The following is a 19793-nucleotide window of genomic DNA, read 5'->3' on the forward strand; positions in this document are numbered from 1 at the left end:
GCGCTCAGCCGCACCGCACGCGCACACCCGGCGGGAGTACCGCTCGGGCCTGCGGGAGCCGCTCCGGTCCGGCGCCGATGAGCTCCACCGTGACCGGCGTTTCCAGGCGCAGGTTCACCTGCTCGGCGGCGAACCCGGCGGACCTGAGCGCCGCACGCAGTCCCGCCGGCGTGACCCAGCCGCCCGGGATCGGGACCCGGTCCGGAGCGACCGGTTTCGCCGCGATCGGCGGCAACGACGCCGCCGGATCGGCGAGGGCCGCCGACAGTAGCGCGGCGATCGCCTCGACCTGCGCCGCGGCACCGTCGGCGTCGTAGAGCTCCGGGTGGAAGACGCCGACGACGAGCAGATCGTCGTCGCTCCCCGGGTGCACGGTGATCAGGCTGTCCGAGACGGGCCCCCACGCCACGATGTCGAGCGACCATCCGGCCACGCCGGCGAAGGGCACGACGTTGACCACCGGCCCGTAGAGGCGCCCCGTGCGCCAGCCCGCGGGGGTGCTGGCGAGCAATTGCTCCGGTCGCTCGCCCGCGGCGATCCGCGGCACGGCCGCGCCGAGCCAGCTCTTCAGGTCGGCGGCGAGTGAGGCCGGGGTGGCGCCGTCGGGGACGTGCAGGCGGGTCGGCACGACGGCGACCAGGTACGTCGGTGTCGCGCGCTCGAGGTCCGTGCTCCGCAGTGCCGCCGTGACCCCGACGTGGGCGACCTCGGTGCCCAGGTACCGCGCGACGTACGCGGCGACGGTGGCGGCCGCCTCCGCGGGCCAGGACCGTCGGGCGCGGAACGCGGCGGCAGGAATGCGCAGGCGGTACTGCAGCGGCGACTCGGCGGGCGCCCCCGTCCGCTCGGCGAGGGCGATCTCGTGTCCCGGACGCCCGACGCCCTCGGTCGCGGCGGCCCAGAACGTCGGATCCGGGTCGCGCAGCGGGGCGCTCGCCGCGGTGAGCGCGGCGAGGTCGCCGAGGCGGGAGAGCGGCAGCGGTCTCCCGGCGCCGAGTGCCTCGAGGCGCTCGAGGATCCGGCGAACGATGTGCGTGACCCCGTAGCCGTCGAGGACGGCGTGATGCGCGAGGACGCGGAGCACGTGGTCGCCCGCGCACCGGACGATCGCCACCCGCACCAGCGGCGAGCCGTCCAGTGCCAGTGTGCCGCTCACGCGCCAGCGCCGCAGGTCGTCCTCGTCGGCGACGTCGTGCACGGCGACCGGGGCCGGAGCCGTGGGAACCAGACGCACCCCGCCGCCCGGGACGGGCTCCGCGCCGATCGCGGCGGCCTCGGTCTCGAGGAGCGCCTCCTGCGCCGCTCGCACCAGGTCGGCGGTCTCGACGGGCGCCGCAGTGCGCCACGCCGCATCGATCACCAGTGTCCGGCCCTGTGGGTGCTGCGCGGTGAGGCGCAGCATCGCGACCTGCGACGGGAGTGGCTGCACGTCGCTCACACTACGCCCGCAGGGCGCCGGGACTGCGGTGGTTGTCACCGCATCACCGCGATGTCCTATATTCGAGCGACGGAGCGACATCCAAAAGTCCCGAGGAGCACATGAGCACGAGCGCTGCACCGCCCGGCAGCGGCCGGCGCACACGCCGTCATTCGTGGGCGCTCGCATTGTTCGACTTCCTCATCGTGGCGCTCTTCGTCGCCGGGACCAGCGTCACGGCGGACGGTCCCGTCGAGAAGCTCCTCGAGGGCGTCGCCGGCGGTGTGCTCACCGTGATCGTGTTCTACCTGTTCGGCCTCTACCGCACCCGGATCACGCTGAGCGCGCTGGACGCCGTGCCGCAGCTCGCGATCGCCGGCTGGGTGGTGGCGCCCATCGGAGTCACCACCATCTGGCACGACGACCACTCGCGGGTGTTCGAAGCGATCGCCTGCTGGGCCCTGCTGTTCGCGGTCCGCGTCCTGTACTACGGCGCGGTCCGGCGGCGGCGCGCCCGCAACCCCGACCGCGGGGCCCGCACGCTCGTCATCGGCGGCGGCAAGGTTGCCGGGGAACTGGTCAACGCGATGTTCGAGTACCCCGAGTACGGCCTGCGCCCCGTGCTGGTGATGGACGACGATCCGCTCGACGCGACGGCCTTCCCGGTCGAGGTCATCCCGCGCCATCGGGACCTCGCCGGGTTGATCGAGCGCCGGTCGATCGACACCGTGATCGTCGCCTTCTCCCGGGACCGGGATGCCACGCTGGTCGAACCGCTGCGCGAGTGCGACACGCTGGACTGCGAGATCTACGTCGTCCCGCGGCTCTACGAGTTCGTGCATCAGGACCGCGACATGGACCGGATCCACACCACTCCCCTGGTGCTGGTGCGACGGATGGCACTGCGCACCAGTCACTGGCGGGTCAAGCGCGTGACGTCGCTGTTCACCTCGCTCCTCGGGCTGGCCCTGCTCTCGCCGCTGCTGCTGGTGGTGGCCATCACCATCAAGCTCCAGGAGCCCCACGCGCCGGTGCTGTTCCGCCAGACCCGGGTCGGGCAGGACGGGCGCCTGTTCTCGCTCTACAAGTTCCGCACGATGCGGCCCGTCCCGGACGAGGAGTCCGACCGTGACTGGACCGACGAATCGCTCCGGATCACGCGGCTCGGCCGGTTCCTGCGCCGCCACTCGATCGACGAGTTGCCGCAGCTGTGGAACGTGGTGCGCGGCGACATGTCCGTCGTCGGCCCGCGCCCGGAGCGGCCGCATTTCGCCAACCGGTTCGGTGCGGAGATCCCCGCGTACCAGTCGCGGCACCGGGTGATGGTCGGCCTCACCGGATGGGCGGCGATCCACGGGCTGCGCGGCGACACCGACATCCGCGACCGCGCCTCGTACGACAACTACTACATCGAGAACTGGAGCCTGTGGCTGGACACGAAGATCCTGCTGATCTCCGTGGGTACGGTGCTCTTCGGCCGCGGCGGCCGCTAGGCGATCGCCACTAGGCCCGTCCCGGAACCGCCGTGAGTTCGGCGAGCGCGACGGCCGCGGCGCAGTGATCGGTGTGGGTCAGCGAGACCTCGGCCCGGACCCACCCCTGCGCGCGGGCCTGCGCCGCGAGGCCGCCGTGCAGCACCACGTCGGGCCCGCACGACGTGCCGATCACCTCGACCTCGCGGGGCGGAGTCGGGACGTCCGGACCCAGCCGCAACGTCTTGATGACGGCCTCCTTCGCCGCCCACCGCGCGGCCAGGCGCCGGGCGTCACCCGCGCAGTCGGCGATCTCACGCGGCGTGAAGACCCGGTCGGTGTACCGGTCCCCGAACCGGGCGATCGCCTCCTCGATCTCGGCGACCTCGGCGGCGTCGATCCCCACCCGGTTCATCGCACCGCCTCCGCGACGATCGCGCGCATCCGGTCCCGGAAGGCGTCGACCGAGAAGCGCTCCGCGTGGGCGCGCAGCGCGGCGGGATCGAAGTCGGCGGGGCGCAGGGCGTGCATCGCGGCGGCCAGCGCCGCGACGAAGGGCTCGTCGTCGGCGTCGGGTACGTGCAGGCCGGAGAGTCCGGGGACGACCGTGTCGAGCGCCCCGCCCGCAGCGCGGGCGAGGACGGGTGTGCCTGCCGCCATCGCCTCGACGGGAACGATCCCGAAGTCCTCCTCCCCCGGCATGACGGTGGCGATCGCCTCGCGCTGCAGGCGCACCATATCCGCATCGGAGACCCGGCCGAGGAAGACCGTCTCGTCTCCGGCGAGGCGGCGCAGAGCGGCCCCGTGCCGTCCGTCACCGGCCACGACGAGCCGCACACCCGCGCGCTGCGCGGCGCGGATCGCGAGATCGACACGCCGGTACGGCACCAATCGCCCCGCGACGAGGAAGTAGTCGCCGGTGCCGGCGCCGTCGGGGGTGAACCGCTCGATGTCGACGGGCGGCGGGACCACCCGTGCCGCGACGCCCCACCAGCGTTCGATCCGGTCGGCGACGGCCGTGGAATTGGCGAGGACGACGTCCAGGTGCGGCACGGCCGCGCGCTCGACCGCCCGAGTGCGCGCAGCGAGGGCCGCCAACGCGAGCCCGCCCACAGGGCCGAAGCGCTCACCCGAGCGGAGTTCCGGCGCCCATGCCCAGCGGGCCGGCGAGTGCACGTAGGCGATCACCGGAGCGGATCCGGCCCACGTCGGGGCGGCGGAGATCGCGGCCGCGTGGTGACTGATCAGTACGGCGTCCGCGCCGGGCTCGGGCCGGTGCCGGCGCCAGGCGGCAGGTGCGAGAGGAAGCAGCGGCGCGTGGGACCGGCGGCCGAGGGCGCGGTGGACCGCATCGAGTTCCGTGACCACGATGCGGTCCCGCAACTCGTCGGGGACGGTCCGCGGATCGGCGAAGGCCACGTGCAGGCGACTGCCCGGCCACGTCTCGACGAGAGCCCGCGCGACGTTCTCGGAACCGCCCTGTTCGGTCCACCGCTCATGGACCACCGCGATGCGCGCCATCGGCGTCAGCCGGTCAGGCCGCGGACCGTCGCCGCGATCGAATCCAGAGTGTTGAACGTGTTCTTGGTCATCACCGAGTCTGGGAACTCGATCATGAACCGGTCTTCAATGGCCAGCATCACATTCACGGCCGCGTGGGAAGTCAGCCCCAGCGCATACAGATCATCACCACTTGCAATCTCCGCAAGGGGCCTGCTCAAACGCCCGTGAGCAGCGACGATCGCTCGGATCTCCGCCTCCATCAGACCTCCCCACCTGCGATGCGCGCCGGGCTCACACCCCGCGCGACCGTGTTTGCAGTCGCGTCCGCGCTGCCGCCGTCGAACACCCTAGCCTGCTATCGTGTTGCAGTGACAACGGTTCCAGCCACCCCGAGAAGAGACCGATGACGCAGGCCGCAGTAGCACGTGCAACCGACTTTACTGAGCTGCACGAGCGCCAGCAGGGATTCCGCGCCTCGCTCATCGACGCGGGCCTGCTGATCCCCTCGAGCGCCGACGGCGTGTACGGCCAGGGCGTCGCGTTCGCCGAACTGGTCGCCGGGATCGACGCCCTCATCGGCGCCACGGTGCGCGACGTGCACGGCGGCGCGGCCACGGTGCTGTCCTTCCCGCCGGTCATGCCGCGCGAGTACCTCGACCGCACCGACTACATCGCCTCGTTCCCCCAGCTCGCAGCCGCGGTGTCCACCTACACCGGCGGCGACGCGGAGCACCGCCTGCTGCTGGCCGGCCGCAACGCCGGCCACGACTGGGGCGGGCACTTCCACGCGAGCGACGTGGCCCTCGTCCCGTCCGCGTGCCACAGCGTCTACCCCACCCTCACGGGTGAGCTCCCCCGCGACGGCGCCTGGATCGACGTGTCCGGCCACTGCTTCCGCCGCGAGCCCTCCGCCGATCCCGCACGCATGCAGTCCTTCCGGATGCGCGAGATCGTCCGGGTCGGCTCCGACCGCGCAGCCGTCGCGCACCGCGACACCTGGGTCGCTCGCGCCGACGATCTCCTCACCGACCTGGGCCTGACCGTTCGGCGGGCCGCCGCCACCGATCCGTTCTTCGGCCGCGCGGGCCGGATGCTCGCCGCGAACCAGAACGCCGAGAACCTCAAGACGGAACTGCTGGTCCCGCTCTACGGCGAGGACGTCCCCGGGGTCGCCGTCGCGTCCAGCAACTACCACCGCGATCATTTCGGTGTGCACTTCGACATCACCACCGTGGACGGCGCACCCGCCCACAGCGCCTGCCTCGGCTTCGGCATCGAGCGGATCGCCCTGGCCCTGCTCGCCACGCACGGCCTCGATCGCGCCGCGTGGCCCGGTTCCGTGTCCGCCCAGCTGTGACGGGGCCCCGCGTCCACCTGACAGGGACCACCTGGCCCGGAACGGCCGCGGGCGGCCTGTCGCGCTACTTCGCGGACCTGTTCGCCGCGCTGCAGCGGCGCACCGACCTCGTCGCCACCGCGGCCGCTTTCGGCGACCCCGATCCCGGCGGTGCGAGCTGGGGCCCCGACTCCGGCCCGACCCGCGCCCGCGTGCGGGCCTCCCGCGCGCCCGTCCCGGCCGGTACCGAGGTGCTCGACCGGCACTTCGCCCTGTTCGGCCCCGCACCGCGCCGCGCAGCGCTGGTCACACACTTCCACGGGCCGTGGGCGCAGTAGAGCGCCGCAGCGGGCGAGGGTCGCGCGCGCGTCGCACTCAAGTCCCTCATCGAGCGGGCCCGCTACCGCGGGAGCGACCGATTCGTCGTGCTCTCGCAGGCCTTCGCGGACGTGCTCGTCGAGCGGTACGGCGCCGATCGCGGGGCCGTCGCCGTCATCGCGCCCGGGGTCGACCTCGAACGGTTCGCACCCGCGCCCTCGCCCGACGGTCCGCCGCGCGTGCTGTGTGTGCGCCGGCTCGAGCGGCGCATGGGCATCGACGTCCTCCTGGACGCCTGGCCCGACGTGCTGGCCCGCCACCCGGACGCCCGCCTCGACATCGTCGGCGACGGCACCGCGCGCGCGGATCTGCAGCACCGCACCGCGGCGTTGAACATCACGGATACTGTGAGCTTCGTGGGAACCATCGACGACGCCGCGCTGGCGGACCGCTACGCCGCCGCGACGGTGACGGTGGTTCCGTCGCGCGCCTGGGAGGGCTTCGGCCTCGTTGCGCTCGAATCGCTCGCCTCGGGGCGCGCACCGGTCGTCACCGACGTCGGCGGGCTGCCCGAGGCGGTCCGCGGCCTCGCCGCCGATCTGGTCGTCCCCGCCGGCGATCCGGAGGCGCTGGGGCACCGTCTGGCCGCGGCGCTGGAGGGCGACCGACCGAGTGCGGACGCCTGCCGCGCCCACGCCGGGGGCTTCTCCTGGGACGTCGCCGCCGCGCGGCACGCCGCGCTGTACCGGGCGGTCGCCGCGTGAGCGCCCGCCGTCCCGTCTTCCTCGGGCACACCGCGGCGCCGTCCGGCGCGGAGCTGGCCTTCGCCCGCCTGGCCGGCGCGCTGCGGCGGCGCGGCGTGCCCGCGTCGGTCGTGCTGCTCGCCCCCGGCCCGCTGACCGACGTGCTCGAGGCAGCGGACGTCCCGGTCACCGTGGTCCCGGGCCGGTCGGCGGCGGTGCGCCGCGGGTCGGGGCCCGTCACGATGCTGCGCGGCGCGGTGGGCCTCTACCGCGACGGTCGCCGCCTGGCGCCCCTGCTCCAGGCCCAGCAGGCCGACGTGATCGTCGCGGAGTCCACCAAGACGCTGCTCGTCGGCGCCGTGGCGGCGCGGCGCACCGGCATTCCCCTGGTCTGGCAGGTGCACGACCGCGTCAGCGCCGAGTACTTCGGCCGGGCGCGGTTCCCGCTGCGCCTGCTGGGCCGTGTCGCCGCCTCCGGCTACCTCGCCAACTCGCGCGGGACGCTGCGCACCATCTCCACCGGCGGCAGCCCCACGGCTGTGTGCCACCCGGGCGTCGACCTGCGCGCCGTTCCCGCGCCCGCGCCGCAGCGCGCACCGAAGAGCGTCAAGCTCGCGATGGTCGGCCGGATCACCCCGTGGAAGGGGCAGGACCTGCTGCTGCGCGCGCTCGCACAGATGGAGGCGGCGCCCGAGGTGCGATTCGTGGGCGGCACCCACTTCGATGGCGACGATCAGTACCTCGCCGACCTCGAGGAACTCGCGCAGCGGCTCGGTGTCGCCCACCGGGTGACCTTCACCGGGCACGTGGCCGATCCCCTCGAGGCCGCCGCGGACGCGGACGTGGTCGTGCACTACTCGCGCCTGACCGAACCCTTCGGCCAGGTGGTCGCCGAGGCGATGGCCGCCGGCCGCGTCGTGGTGGCCGCGCGGGCGGGCGGCCCCACCGAGCTCATCGTCGACGGCGAGAACGGCGTCCTGGTGCCGCCGCGGCGGCCGGACCTGTTGGCCGTCGCCCTCGACGCGGTGATCGCCGATTGGGAGCTGCGCGAGCAGCTCAGCGAGGCGGCGCGCGACCGGGGCCGGGACCTGGACCTCACCACCTCCGCCGCGATCGCGGACTCCCTGCTGGCTCGGGTGGCGCGGGACGGACGATGAGTCCCGCCCTGCTGCGCGGCGGCGCGGGTCTGGCGCGGGACGTCGTGCTCGTGTCCGCGGGCCGGTACGGGCAGTACGCCGTCACACTGATCACCATCCCGTTGTGCGCGCGGCTCCTGGGCCCCACCGGGATGGGCCTGCTCGCCGTGGCGATGTCGACGTACTTCCTCGGCGCGCTGTGCACCGATCTGGGCATCACCGCCTTCGTCTCCGCACGCGCGGAGCAGCCGGGGCTGGCGCGCTTGCGCGGCGACTACGCCGGTCTCCGCGCCGGAGCGCTCGTACTGTTCGTCGCCCTGCTGCTGCTGGCGCTGCTCACCCCGGTACCGCGCGCGGTGGAGCTGGGGGCGCTCGGCCTGGTGGTGGGCTCGGTGAGCGCGTGCGGCGACGATTGGGTGTTGTTGGGGCGCGGACGGTTCGGCGCGGTGGTGGTGCAGCAGAGCGCGGGCCGGCTGCTGTACCTGGCCCTGCTGCTCCTGGCGCTGCCGCAGGTGCGCACGCCGGAGGCGGCGATGGCGTGCCTGCTCGCCGGGAACCTCGTCGCCGTGGGCTGGTCGTGGGCGCGGACGGTGCGCGACTACGGGCCGCCCGCGCGTCCCGGGCCGCCCGGCCCGCTGCTGCGCACCGGCGGCCCGGTCCTCACGGCGCGCCTGCTCTCGTCGTCGTACGGCCCCGGCGCCGCGACCGTCTTCTCCCCCGCCCTGACGCCACAGGCCCTGGGTCAGTTCAGCGCGAGCGACCGCCCGGTGCAGGCCGCCGGCTCGCTGCTCGACGCCGTCGGCGTGAGCCTGCTGCCACGTCTCGCGCGGCGCGACGGGGGCGCGTTCTGGGTGACCGCGCGCCGCGGGATCCTGCTCGTGGGCCTCGGCGGCACGGTGCTCGCCGCGCTCGCGACCGTCCTCGCGCCGTGGGTCCTGCCGCTGCTCTTCGGCGCCGACTTCGATGCCGCGGTCCCGCTGCTGCAGATCCAGGCCTGGGCGTTGCCCGGCCTGGCGGTCGCCTCGTTCGTCGCGACGGCGGTGCTTCCGGTGCTGGGCGACGCGCGCGGCGTGCTGCTCGCCGGAACGGTGGGCGCCGCGGTCATCGCGATCGCGCTGCTGCTGACCCTGCGCACCCACGACCCGCGGACCGTCGTACTCGGGGTGGTGGCGGCGCAGACCGCCGCGGCCGGGTTCTCGGTGCTGCGCGCCCGGCGCCGGGAGGGCGCCGCATGAGGATCCTGTTCGCCGGCGACGACTGGTACGGCAGCAACGCGCGCTCGCTGGCCGTCGGCTTCCACCGCGCCGGCCACGAGGTGACGGTCGTCGACACGACCGCCGTCACGCTCCCCCGGCGCGGCGGCGCGGCGTGGTGGTACGCCAAGCGCACCGGACGCCGGGCGCCGGCCGCGGTCGACGCCGTGCACGAGCGGCTGGAGTCGCAGCCCGTCCCCGACCTGCTTTTCTGCTACACCGCCGTGCACCTGGACCAGGAGCGGCTGCTGTCGCTGCCGGCGGGGCGCCGGGTGCACTACAGCGCCGACGACGTCGCCAACCCGGTCAACACCACCCCCTCGTACCTGGCCGCAGAATCCGGCTGGGACGCGGTGGTGACCACCAAGGCGCACAACGTGCCCGAGCTCGCCGCCCGCGGCGTGCGGCACCCGATCTTCGTGCGCAGCGCCTACGACCCCGACTGGCATCGACCGACCGGATCGCGGTCGGCACGCCGGTACGCCGCCGGATTCGTCGGCAACGCCCGCCCCGATCGCACCGCGCTGCTCGCCGGTCTCGCCGCCCGCTGGGGACGCGAGTTCTACCTGGCCGGCCCGGGGTGGCGGCGACGGCCGGCCCTGCTGCGCAGCGGGGCGACGGTGCGCGGGCCGCAGTACGGCGCGGCGCTGTCCGCGGCGATCGGCGCCGTCGACGCCAACCTGGTGCTGCTCAACTCCGACAACCGCGACACGCACACGTGCCGCACCTTCGAGGTGCCGGCCGCCGGCGGGCTGTTCGTCGGCCCGCGCACCGTCGAACACGCGGCGTTGCTGGCCGACGGGCGCGAGGCGCTGCTCTACGACGACCCGGCCGAGATCGACGGGATCATCGAGCGGGTGCGCGCCGACCCCGCGGGCGCGCGGCGGATCGCCGAGGCGGGCCGCTCCGCGATCGTTCGCGGCGGGCACACCTACACCGATCGCGCCCGGGAGATCATCGATGCCCTCGATTGAGCCTTGCCTCGAGCTGCGCACCTATTTCGGGCGGGTCGACGCGTCGCTGTACGGCGCCCTGCACCTGCCCGTCTCCCGCCGGGCCCGCGGCGCCGTGCTGCTGGTGCCGCCGCTCGGCAAGGAGCAGTACGACGCGCTGCGCGGTCTGCGCCGGCTCGCGACGCTGCTCGCCGCGGAGGGCCTCGCGGTCCTCCGGTTCGACTACCGGGGCACGGGCGACTCGTGCGGTCCGTCGGGGACGGCCGACGCGGTGGACGGCTGGATCGACACGGTCCGGCACGCGGACGCGTACCTGCGCGGGCTGGGCCTCGGCGCCCCGGCGGTGGTGGCCCTGCGCGCCGGGGCAGCGATCGCCGGCGCCGCGGGCCTGACCCCGCCCGCCGCAGTGCTGTGGGACGCGGTCGGTGGCCGCGCCTACACCCGCGCGCAGGCCGCGCTCGCCGGGATGGCCATCGGCGCGGGGCCGGGCAGCTGGGTGGGCATGGACGTGCACGCCGATGCGGTGCAGGCCCTCGCTGCGCTCCCCGCGCAGGCCCTCACCGCCCCGCGTCTGCTGATCGCCGACCGCCCGGGCGCCCCGTCGACAGGGCCCGACGGCGCGCAGCGCATCGTCGCCGCGGGCATGCCGGAGTTCCTGGAGCCGCCGACCCACCTCGTGCGGATCCCCGATGCCGTGATCGCCGAGATCGTCGCGTGGACGGCGGCGGCGCTCCCGGACGCCCCGGCGACCGAGGTCGACCCCGCGATCCGCACGCGCGCGCGACACGACGGCGTCGAGGAACGGATCGAGGACATCGGGGGCGTCGCGGCGATCCGGACGCTGCCGGACGAGGGTGCCGCTCCGCACCGCTCGGTGCTGCTCTGCGCCACTGCCAACGACACCCGACACGGGCCGAACCGGGCATGGGTGCACCTCGCCCGGGAAGCCGCGCGGGCGGGTGCGGCCGCGCTGCGCTACGACCGGCGCGGCGCCGGGGAATCCGGCCCCGTCGGGCCCGCCGAGATCGTGCCGCTCTTCCCCGCGACCGCCGTCGACGACGTCGTCGCGGCGGCCGGTGCGCTCGAAGGCCCGATCCTCACGACCGGGGTCTGTTCGGGCTCCTGGTACGCCGCCCACGCCGCCCGGGCCGTGCACGCGGACGCCGCGGTGCTGGTGAACGCGGTGTTGTACTCGTGGCGCGTCAAGGCGGGGATCGCCGGGGCGCCGGAAGCGGATCTGGGGGTGCCCCGCTCGGATCCGTCGTTCGCCCGCAGCCCGCGCGGCCGGATCAAGGACCTGTTGCGCCGGCGCCTGCCCTACCCCGCCTGGCGCCTCCTGGGCGGGCGGGGCATCACCCAGGTACCCGAGGTCTTGCTGCGCCCCGTCGTCGCCGACGGCACCGACACCGTCCTCGTCCTGGCCCCACCGGACGCGGCGTGGTTCGACGGACAGCGCGGCCCCGAGGGGGTGCGCCGCCTCGCCGGCCGGACGGGCGGCGCGATCCGGGTGGTGCGCATCGGAACCGGCGATCATCCCGCGTATCACCCCGAGGTGCGCGCAGCTGTTGCAACCGCGATAATGCAGTGGTGCGAGCAGCGATGACCGGCCGATGGATGCGGCGCCTCGTCGCGCTCGTGACCGCCATGGCCCTCCTCGTGACCGTCGGGATCGCGCTCGACCGCGCCTACCTCCAGCCCGATATCGATCACGACCTGCAGCACGCCGACGCCATCGTGGTGCTCGGGGGCAATCCCTACGACCGCTTCGAGTACGGGCTCGACCTCGCCGAACGCGGTCTCTCCCGGCAGGTCGTGCTCTCCAACTCGGTGGGCGCCGAGGATCCCCGGATGCAGGAGCTGTGCGCACGGGCCATCCCGAGCGTCGAGGTCACCTGCTTCCTCCCCGAGCCGTGGACCACGCGCGGCGAGGCGCAGGAGGTGCGCCGCCTGGCATCCGCGCGCGGGTGGGACGACATCATCGTGGTCACCACCACGGCGCACCTCGAGCGCGCCCGGTTCATCCTCGAGCGCTGCTACGGCGCCACCATGCAGATGACCGACTTCCCCGAGCGGCGCGGTGCGGCCGAGACCGTGTTCGGCTGGGGCTACCAGAGCGCGGGCTGGCTCAAGGCGCTGTATCAGACCGGTTGTTAGCGCGCGTGATCGCGTAGGCGAGTGCGCCCACGACGAGCACGACGATCCCCGCCGCGACCGAGCCCGCCGGGAGCGAGAGCGCCACCGCCAGACATCCGATCAACCCGAATCCCGGCACGATGCGTGTCCGGACGGACGGCTCGAGCGTCCACGCGGAGGCGTTCGCGACCGCGTAGTAGACCAGCACGGCGAACGAGGAGAAGCCGATCGCCGCACCGAGATCCGCCGTGGCCGCCACCACGGTCACGACGGCCCCCACGGCGAGCTCCGCGTACACCGGTACCCGGCGACGCTCGTCCACCGCGGCGAGCGGTCGGGGCAGGTGCCCGTCGCGGGCCATCGCCAAGGTGGTGCGGGAGACCCCGAGCAGCAGGGCCAACAGCGCGCCCACCGCCGCGACGCAGGCGGTCACGGTGACGATGAGGACCGGGAACCCCGCCGCGCGGGCCGCGTCGGCGATCGGCGCGGCGGAGTCGGCGAGTCCCGCCGGTCCCAGGACCGCGAGCAGCGCGACGCCGATCACGGCGTAGACGACGAGCGTGATCCCGAGGGCGAGCAGGATCGCGCGGGGCAGGGTGCGGGCGGGATCGTGCACCTCCTCGCCCAGTGTGGCGATCCGCGCATAGCCCGCGAACGCGAAGAAGAGCAGGCCCGCGGCCTGGAGGACGCCCCATGGACCGCCGGCGGCGCCGTCGAGCACGCGCCCGGAGTCCGCCGCGCCCGAGGTGAACAGGGCGACCACGACCACCGTCAGCACGGCGAGCACCACTGCGACGACGACGCGGGCGACCCGCGCCGAGCGCTCCACCCCGGCGACGGACAGCGCGGTCAAGGCGACCACCGTGCCGGCGGCGACGGCGTGCGCGTGCGCCGGCCAGGCGTAGCGCCCGACGGTCAGCGCCATCGCCGCGCACGAGGCCGACTTGCCGACCACGAAACTCCAGCCGGCGAGATGGCCCCAGAACGGCCCGAGCCGCTCTCGGCCGTAGACGTAGGTGCCGCCCGACTGCGGATACCGGGCGGCGAGTCGCGCCGAGCTGCTGGCGTTGCAGTAGGCCAGGACGCCGGCGAGCGCCAGACCCACGAGCAGCGCCGAGCCCGCCGCTGCCGCGGCGGGACCGAACACGACGAAGACACCGGCACCCACCATCGCCGACAGGCCGACGGTGACCGCGTCCGTGAGGCCCAGGCTGCGGCGCAGCTGCGGCGTCCCGCTCACCGTCGTTCGGCGCGGGCCGCCAACCGCTCGAGAGAGGCCGCCAGACGGTCCGCGGTGGTCGCCCGGGCGCGCGGGAGGCGCTGCTCGTCGCGCAACTGCGTCCAGTCGTAGGTGTGGGTGACCCGGGTGCCGCCGTCGGGGAGCAGCGCCAGCTCCCAGCGCCACAGGTGCCCTGGTGCCGGCTCGCCGACCACGGACGGCAGCCAGGCGATGCGGCTGCCCTCGACGAACTCGGTGACGTGGTTCTCGCGCACCTGGCCGTTGGTCAGCGTCATGGTGAAGACGTCGCCGACCGCTCTGACCCGCTGGCCCGGCGCCGCGGCGGTGAGGTTGTCGTTGCCGTCCCACTCGGGTTGGCGCGCCGGGTCGGCGATCAGGTCGAAGATCGTGTCCGCCGGCGCCGCGACATCGCGGGAGGCGGAGACGATGCGGGTGTCATCCGATGTACTCACGGGTTCATCGAACCAGGTGCACCCGCATCGTGCCCAGTGATGGAATCTACTTGCGGTTCATGTCGACGCTGTTCTCGTAGGTGACGGAGCCCTCCGGCGAGTTCACCCACTGTCCGGGGCAGGTGCCGTTGAGCGAGCTGATCACCAGCGGGACCACGCGCGGGTCCCAGGCGAGATACGCGTGGTCGAAGGAGACCGCGGCGGGGAGGTAGCCCTTGACCGAGGCGCGGCACTGCCTGCCGTCGAGGTTGCCCGACAGCGGATCGGTGGTGCTGCGGATCGAGTAGAACTCGGTGGGACCCGGGGTGTCGACGCCGGCGTTGAGCTGGTTGAGGATCGCCGAGCCGTTGCAGGCGCCGTTCGCGGGCGCAGGCAGAACGCAACCGGTGGGCGAGCCGTACTCGACGCCGCCGAGAACCACCGAGCGCGCGACCTTCTGAGAGCCACCGAGCGCCTTGATGTAGTAGCGGCTGCTGATAGCCCCGGAACTGTGCGAGACGATGGAGACCTTGCGGTTCGGCGCGACCTTCTTGGCCTCGTCGACGGTGGCCTTGAGCTGCCCCGCCTCCTTGCGGTGGTCGAAGCCGGGCAGCCACAGGTTCTTGACGTCGAAACCGGCGTTGCGCAGGTTCGTGTTGAGGGGCTCGTAGATCTCGCCCGGTGCGATCAGGCCGGCGTAGACGATGACGAGATCACGCTCGGCGGCCTGGGCGACCGAGGGGACGGCCGAGACGACACCGAGAGCCGCAGCGGCGGCGACGAAGGACTTCCTAAGTTTTTGCATAAGCAAAAGTTACAACATTTGAACGCGATCTGTGCAACATGGGTTACTCACTGTTTGCATCGCCACCACGGAGGCGAGGGTCGCACCGCGTTCGTGGCCCGGCGACCGGGCGATTATTCTCGATCGTATGAAAGCTGTCGTGTGCAACGAAGGCCGTCTCACCGTCGAGGATCTCCCCGCCCCCAGCCCCGCCCGCGGGCAGGTGCTCCTGAACGTCACCCGCACCGGGATCTGCGGCTCGGACCTGCACGCCCGCCACCACGCCGACCTCGTGGCCGATCTCGCGGCCAAGGCCGGGTACCCCGATTGCATGCGCACCGACCAGCGCATCGTCATGGGGCACGAGTTCGTGGGCACTGTCGCCGAGTACGGCCCCGGCTGCCGCAAGCGGTGGCCGGTGGGCACGCGCGTGGTGTCCCTGCCGACGCTGATGGTCGGCAGCGAGCCCCAGCTCGTGGGCCTGTCCGAGCGCGCCCCCGGCTCGTACGCCGAGCAGGTGCTCGTCCAGGAGTCGATGACGATGCCCGTGCCCGCCAAGCTGTCCGACGAGGAGGCCGCCCTCACCGAGCCGATGGCCGTCGCGTGGCACGCGGTGCGCCGCGCCGAGGTCGGCCGCGGGCAGACGGCCATCGTGATCGGCTGCGGCCCCATCGGCCTCGCGGTGATCTCGATGCTGCGCGCGTCGGGGGTCAAGAAGATCATCGCGAGCGACTTCTCCCCCGGCCGCCGCGCCCTCGCCAAGCAGATGGGCGCCCACGTCGTCGTCGATCCGCGCGAGCAGCAGCCGTGGGACGCCTACAAGCAGCCCCGCAACGAGATCCGCAAGGCGAGCGACCTGTTCAAGCTGGGCGTGAGCACGATGGACAAGCTCACCCTCGTCCCGGGTCCCCTGCCCTGGTGGCACGTCTTCCGCCTCGCGGACAAGATCGGCGAGACCCCGTCGGGCCCCGTGGTCTTCGAGTGCGTCGGTGTGCCCGGGATGATCAACTCGATCATCGAGGCCGCACCGCTGCGCACCCGCGTGGTCGTCGTCGGGGTCTGTATGGAGCCCGACCAGATCATGCCCGCCCTCGCCGGCAACAAGGAGATCGACCTGCGGTTCGCCTTCGGCTACGACCCCGGCGAGTTCCACGACACGCTGCACATGATGGCGGACGGCAAGGTCGACGTGAAGCCGTTGGTCACGGGCACCGTCGGCCTCGACGGCGTGGCGACGGCGTTCGACGCTCTCGGCGATCCCGAAGTGCACGCCAAGATCCTCATCGACCCGTCGAGCACGGCGACCGCCCCCTGACGGCGCCCGGCGTGCTGCGCGTCGGCACCTTCAACGTCAACGGTATCCGGGCGGCGCGGCGGCGCGGCTTCGACGCGTGGTTCGCGGACCGCGGGCTCGACGTGCTCGCACTGCAGGAACTGCGCTGCCCGCCCGCCGAGGTGGGCGACTTCCCCGGCTACCGCGCCGCCGTCGACTGCGGCTCGATCCCCGGCCGCAACGGGGTGGCGATCCTGTCCCGGGAAGCACCGTCGGACGTGCGGACCTGGGTGAGCCACCCGCCGCGCGCCCGCGGACTCGCCGAGTACGCCCACGAGGGCCGGTACGTGGAGATCGACGTCCCGGGACTGACGGTGGCCTGCCTGTACCTGCCCAAGGGCGGGCTGCCGGCGCACCTGCAGCGCCCCGGGAACATGCGGGAGACGCCCGACGGCGGCGCCAAGCACGCCCGGAAGATGCGCTTCCTGGACGGCTTCGCGCGCGAGCTCGATCGCAACCGCCGCGCCGCGCTCGCCGCCGGACGGGAGTTCCTGCTGCTCGGCGACCTGAACCTCGCGCACCTGCCGCACGACGTCACCAACTGGCGCCCGGCGCAGAAGATGGAGGGCTTCCTGCCCGAGGAACGCGCCTGGCTCGACGAGCGGATCGGACCCCGGCGCCTGGTCGACGTGGTGCGGACCCTGCACGGCGACCGGCCCGGGCCGCTGTCCTGGTGGAGCTGGGCGGGCGCCTCCTTCACCAAGGACGTCGGCTGGCGGATCGATCACCAGCTGGCCACCCCGGGGCTGGCGCGCAGGGCGGTGGCGGTCACCGTCGACAAGGAGCCCTCGCCCGACGAGCGGCTCTCCGATCACGCTCCGGTGATCGTGGACTACGCCGTGAGCTGAGCCCGCGCCGGATCGCCCATCTGCCGGGTGGCGCGCCCCGCGGCGATCGCGACGCCGAGGATCGTCACCACCCCGCCGACGATCAGCGCGCCGCCCTCCCCCGCCGCGAGCACGTGCAGTTCCTCGCCGACGGTCACGGCCGACACCGGCAGGCTCACCTGCGCCGCGGACAGCACCGCCAGCGATGCCGGGACGCCGGCGAAGCGGATCGCACCGTGGGCGAGGAGCGAACCGAGCCCGAGCGCGAGCCCGAGCACGATGAACTTCGGGTGCTCGATCAGGTGGCGCAGGTCGACCACCGCACCCAGCCAGACGGAGAACAGCGGGCCGAGGAAGCCCTCGCCCACGGCGAAGAGCTGCGAGGCCATTCGCCGGGGTTCTCCGACCGCCGAGACGGCCAGGCCGAGTGTGAAGCCGGCGATCATGATCGAGACGTGGGTGGTGGAAGCGATGGCCGCGAGGAGGAACAGGCCGACCAGGCTGATTCGGAGTTGGAGGGCGAACTCGCGCTCCTCGGAGATCTCCTCGAGACGTTTGCGCAGTCCGATCCTCTCCGACCACCGCAGCAGCAGGTAGAGGACGAACGCCGCGGCGATCACCGCCAGCGCGCCCAGGGCCGCGCGGACCGCGGTCGGCGGGTTGATGGCCAGCGGGAGCGCGACGATGCAGACCACGTCGGCGATAGCCACCTGTGCGGTGAGCGCGAGCAGGGAGGGGTTGGTCAGCCCGTTCATCTTGATCACCGACTGCACGATGGACGTCGACGACGAGGCCATGAGCACCGCGTAGAGGGCGGCGTGCCCGGTGTCGAAGACCTGCGCGAGGACCGATCCCAGGACGGCCGCGACCAGACCGATCGCGACCGCCCGCAGGGCGCCGACACCCAGCACCGAGCGCACCGCCGGATCGCGCACCGGGATGTGCGTCCCGGCGATGAACAGCACGATCGCGAAGCCCACGTTGGCGAGGAACTGGAAGGTGGGTTCGGTGGCGTCCAGCACGCGGAAACCGGTGGCGCCGAAGATCACCCCGCCCAGCACCGGCCCGAGCACCACGGGGATGTGCCAACTCCGCTTGGCGGAGAGCAGCGGACCCAACAGCCCCAATGCGGTGATCAGTGCCAGGGTCGAGAACGTCATGCGCAGACACTAATCCGACGGTGCGCCCTTTGCGACCGAAAAGCCTCGGGGGGCGAGCGACCTACTCCCCCGGCCCGCCCCGCGCGGCGCGCAGGGCACGCAACTCCCGCGGCGTCGCCGACCGCGCGAGGAGCTCGCCGTCGTCGTCGAGCAGGCAGGCGATCTCCGTCGGGAAGGCGCCCTCCGCGACGAGCTCGGCCTTCGCGCGCCGCATCGCCGCGAGCAGCGCGTGCCCGTACCGGGCGTACGCGGCGTTCCAGTCGGCCTCGCCGAGCCCGTCGACGGCCCCGGTCAGGCGGTCCTGCCAGGCGTCCAACGGCGCCCGGCGCGACCAGCCCTCGTCGGCGCGCGGCCATGCCGGCGGATTCCACAGGGCGCGCGGCGCAACCGATTCGACGGTGCCCAGCGCCGGGTGGGGCAGGTCGATGGGGCCGCCCGCCTCGGCGTGGAAGGCGGTCAGCGCGTACGCGTAGGGCAGCTCGCCGTCGGCCTGGTAGACGAGCGCTCGCGCGACGGTGCGCAACTCCTCGGCGATCGCATCCTCGAAGCCGAACCAGTCGAAGTCGTTGCCCGCGATCGTCATCGGGTCGGCCCGCCCGCGACGGTCACCGCTTCACGACGTGCAGGTCGGCGAGCGTGGTCAAGCAGTCCGCCGCCATCGTCAGGTCGGCCTCGGCCAGCATCGAGCGCAGCACGTGCTCGACGCCCGCGGCACCGCCCAACGTGAGCCCGTAGACGTACGGCCGCCCGATCCCGGCGAGCGTGGCGCCGAGGCCGACGACGCGCAGGATGTCGACGCCGTCGCGGACGCCGCTGTCGAAGGTGACCGGCAGGCCGGCCTCGAGCACGCCCTCGAGGTGGCTGATCGCGGGCAGGCCGCCGTTGGCCTGTCGGCCGCCGTGATTCGAGCAGGCGATCGCGTCGATGCCCTCGGTGGCCGCCCGCCGCGCGTCCTCGGCGTGACAGATGCCCTTGAGGATGATCGGCAGGTCGGTGACCCGGCGGATCCGGGCGATGTCCTCCCAGGAGAAGGTGGGCTTACTGAACAGCGACGACCAGACGACCCCCGCGTGCAGCGGCGCCGGATTCTCCACCCCGCAGTGCTCGATGAACCGCGGGTCGGTGAGGTAGTTCGCGAGGCAGCGGCCGCGCAGGAACGGGATGTATCCGTTGCGCAGGTCCCGCGGCCGCCAGCCCAGGCTGCCGGTGTCGAGGGTGATGGTCAGCGCGTCGAATCCGGCCGCATCGGCGCGGCGCACCAGGTTGTCCGTGAGCTGGTCGTCCTTGGTCGGGTACAGCTGGAAGGCGGCGAAGGAGTCGCCGCGGGCGTCGGCGATCTCCTCGATCGGGGCCTCGGAGAGCGTCGAGTACATCGCGGCGACGTTGAGCGTCGCCGCGGCGCGGGCCACTTCGAGGTCACCGTTCTCGTGCACGAGGCCGTTCACTCCGACGGGGCACAGGACGACCGGCGCGTCGAGCTCCGCGCCGAGGAAGGTCGTCGACAGATCCCGCACGCTGCGGTCGCGGAGCATCCGGGGCACGAAGCCGTAGCGCCGCAGCTCGGTGACGTTCACGTCCTGCGTGGCCTCGTCGCCCGCGCCGCCGCGCACGTAGTCGAACAGGGAGTGGTCGAGCACCTGCTGCGCCCGCGCCTGCAGATCGTCGAAGGTGTACGGGAAGTGGCGGTGCTTCGCGACCAGACCCTCCGCGTAGATGCCGTCCTGGAAGCTGCCGTAGTCCGCCATGGGTGGACG

The 19793-nt window shown here is 73.4% G+C and carries 19 protein-coding genes and 1 pseudogene; 10 read left to right on the plus strand and 10 right to left on the minus strand.

Annotated elements, in window-relative coordinates:
* Positions 1-4: 4 nt before the first annotated feature.
* Complete coding sequence (locus BLQ62_RS12655; protein WP_139184198.1) at positions 5-1429, minus strand: condensation domain-containing protein; 1425 nt, start codon at positions 1427-1429, stop codon at positions 5-7.
* Positions 1430-1539: 110 nt separating this feature from the next.
* Here BLQ62_RS12655 and BLQ62_RS12660 point away from each other — a divergent pair, with 110 nt between their 5' ends.
* Positions 1540-2910 (plus strand): sugar transferase, encoded by a 1371-nt coding sequence (locus BLQ62_RS12660; protein ID WP_068534277.1) that lies wholly within the window; start codon positions 1540-1542, stop codon positions 2908-2910.
* Between the two features lie 10 nt (positions 2911-2920).
* On the opposite strand, the gene BLQ62_RS12665 is transcribed toward BLQ62_RS12660, so the two are convergent.
* Genes BLQ62_RS12665 through BLQ62_RS12675 form a run of 3 tightly spaced genes read right to left on the minus strand, consistent with a single transcriptional unit; the run spans position 2921 to position 4652 of the window.
* Entirely contained in the window at positions 2921-3304 is a 384-nt protein-coding gene (locus BLQ62_RS12665; RefSeq protein WP_068534275.1) for a holo-ACP synthase, read from the minus strand.
* Positions 3301-4410 (minus strand): glycosyltransferase, encoded by a 1110-nt coding sequence (locus BLQ62_RS12670; RefSeq protein ID WP_068567531.1) that lies wholly within the window; start codon positions 4408-4410, stop codon positions 3301-3303. The genes BLQ62_RS12665 and BLQ62_RS12670 overlap by 4 nt, the downstream gene beginning before the upstream one ends.
* Before the next feature lie 5 nt (positions 4411-4415).
* On the minus strand, positions 4416-4652 hold the full coding sequence (locus BLQ62_RS12675) for an acyl carrier protein (RefSeq protein WP_170842911.1): 237 nt from the start codon (positions 4650-4652) through the stop codon (positions 4416-4418).
* 143 nt (positions 4653-4795) lie between these two features.
* Here BLQ62_RS12675 and BLQ62_RS12680 point away from each other — a divergent pair, with 143 nt between their 5' ends.
* The 7 genes and pseudogenes from BLQ62_RS12680 to BLQ62_RS12710 all read left to right on the plus strand — a co-directional run bounded on the left by BLQ62_RS12680 (position 4796) and on the right by BLQ62_RS12710 (position 12285).
* Entirely contained in the window at positions 4796-5749 is a 954-nt protein-coding gene (locus tag BLQ62_RS12680; RefSeq protein ID WP_068534269.1) for an amino acid--[acyl-carrier-protein] ligase, read from the plus strand.
* Positions 5750-5766: 17 nt separating this feature from the next.
* Positions 5767-6810 (plus strand): annotated as a pseudogene (locus BLQ62_RS12685) (glycosyltransferase family 4 protein).
* A complete protein-coding gene (locus BLQ62_RS12690) occupies positions 6807-7946 on the plus strand; it encodes a glycosyltransferase (protein ID WP_068567533.1) in 1140 nt (379 codons plus the stop codon). Before BLQ62_RS12685 ends, BLQ62_RS12690 begins: the two are co-directional and overlap by 4 nt.
* Positions 7943-9160, plus strand: a complete 1218-nt coding sequence (locus BLQ62_RS12695) for a lipopolysaccharide biosynthesis protein (protein WP_068567535.1) — start codon at positions 7943-7945, stop codon at positions 9158-9160. Before BLQ62_RS12690 ends, BLQ62_RS12695 begins: the two co-directional genes overlap by 4 nt.
* A complete protein-coding gene (locus tag BLQ62_RS12700; RefSeq protein WP_068567537.1) occupies positions 9157-10152 on the plus strand; it encodes a CgeB family protein in 996 nt (331 codons plus the stop codon). The genes BLQ62_RS12695 and BLQ62_RS12700 overlap by 4 nt, the downstream gene beginning before the upstream one ends.
* The gene (locus BLQ62_RS12705) at positions 10139-11734 is read left to right on the plus strand and encodes an alpha/beta hydrolase (protein ID WP_068567546.1); all 1596 of its coding nucleotides are present in this window, start codon (positions 10139-10141) and stop codon (positions 11732-11734) included. Before BLQ62_RS12700 ends, BLQ62_RS12705 begins: the two co-directional genes overlap by 14 nt.
* Positions 11719-12285 carry a YdcF family protein gene (locus BLQ62_RS12710; protein WP_068567696.1) on the plus strand — a complete coding sequence of 189 codons (567 nt, stop codon included), beginning with the start codon at positions 11719-11721 and terminating at the stop codon, positions 12283-12285. The genes BLQ62_RS12705 and BLQ62_RS12710 overlap by 16 nt, the downstream gene beginning before the upstream one ends.
* Here BLQ62_RS12710 and BLQ62_RS12715 read toward each other — a convergent pair.
* The 3 genes from BLQ62_RS12715 to BLQ62_RS12725 are packed head-to-tail and all read right to left on the minus strand — an operon-like array spanning position 12257 to position 14740.
* Positions 12257-13504 (minus strand): APC family permease, encoded by a 1248-nt coding sequence (locus BLQ62_RS12715; RefSeq protein ID WP_068534250.1) that lies wholly within the window; start codon positions 13502-13504, stop codon positions 12257-12259. The genes BLQ62_RS12710 and BLQ62_RS12715 overlap by 29 nt on opposite strands.
* Entirely contained in the window at positions 13501-13956 is a 456-nt protein-coding gene (locus BLQ62_RS12720; protein ID WP_068567547.1) for an SRPBCC family protein, read from the minus strand. Before BLQ62_RS12720 ends, BLQ62_RS12715 begins: the two co-directional genes overlap by 4 nt.
* Before the next feature lie 46 nt (positions 13957-14002).
* Positions 14003-14740: an esterase/lipase family protein gene (locus BLQ62_RS12725; RefSeq protein WP_068567548.1), complete on the minus strand. Its 738-nt coding sequence runs from the start codon at positions 14738-14740 to the stop codon at positions 14003-14005.
* Between the two features lie 127 nt (positions 14741-14867).
* Between BLQ62_RS12725 and BLQ62_RS12730 the strand changes: the two genes are divergently transcribed.
* Complete coding sequence (locus tag BLQ62_RS12730) at positions 14868-16034, plus strand: zinc-binding dehydrogenase (RefSeq protein WP_068567549.1); 1167 nt, start codon at positions 14868-14870, stop codon at positions 16032-16034.
* A gap of 14 nt (positions 16035-16048) precedes the next feature.
* The gene (locus BLQ62_RS12735) at positions 16049-16900 is read left to right on the plus strand and encodes an exodeoxyribonuclease III (protein WP_068567698.1); all 852 of its coding nucleotides are present in this window, start codon (positions 16049-16051) and stop codon (positions 16898-16900) included.
* Here BLQ62_RS12735 and BLQ62_RS12740 read toward each other — a convergent pair.
* The 3 genes from BLQ62_RS12740 to BLQ62_RS12750 form a co-directional block, all read right to left on the minus strand.
* On the minus strand, positions 16885-18039 hold the full coding sequence (locus BLQ62_RS12740; protein WP_068536007.1) for a cation:proton antiporter: 1155 nt from the start codon (positions 18037-18039) through the stop codon (positions 16885-16887). The two genes, BLQ62_RS12735 and BLQ62_RS12740, sit on opposite strands and share 16 nt — an antisense overlap.
* A gap of 61 nt (positions 18040-18100) precedes the next feature.
* Entirely contained in the window at positions 18101-18622 is a 522-nt protein-coding gene (locus tag BLQ62_RS12745; RefSeq protein WP_068567550.1) for a hypothetical protein, read from the minus strand.
* A 22-nt stretch (positions 18623-18644) separates the two neighbouring features.
* Positions 18645-19784, minus strand: a complete 1140-nt coding sequence (locus tag BLQ62_RS12750; protein ID WP_068536011.1) for an alpha-hydroxy-acid oxidizing protein — start codon at positions 19782-19784, stop codon at positions 18645-18647.
* Between the last annotated feature and the right edge of the window lie 9 nt (positions 19785-19793).

The organism is Tsukamurella pulmonis (assembly GCF_900103175.1).
GTDB classification, from domain to species: Bacteria; Actinomycetota; Actinomycetes; order Mycobacteriales; family Mycobacteriaceae; genus Tsukamurella; species Tsukamurella pulmonis.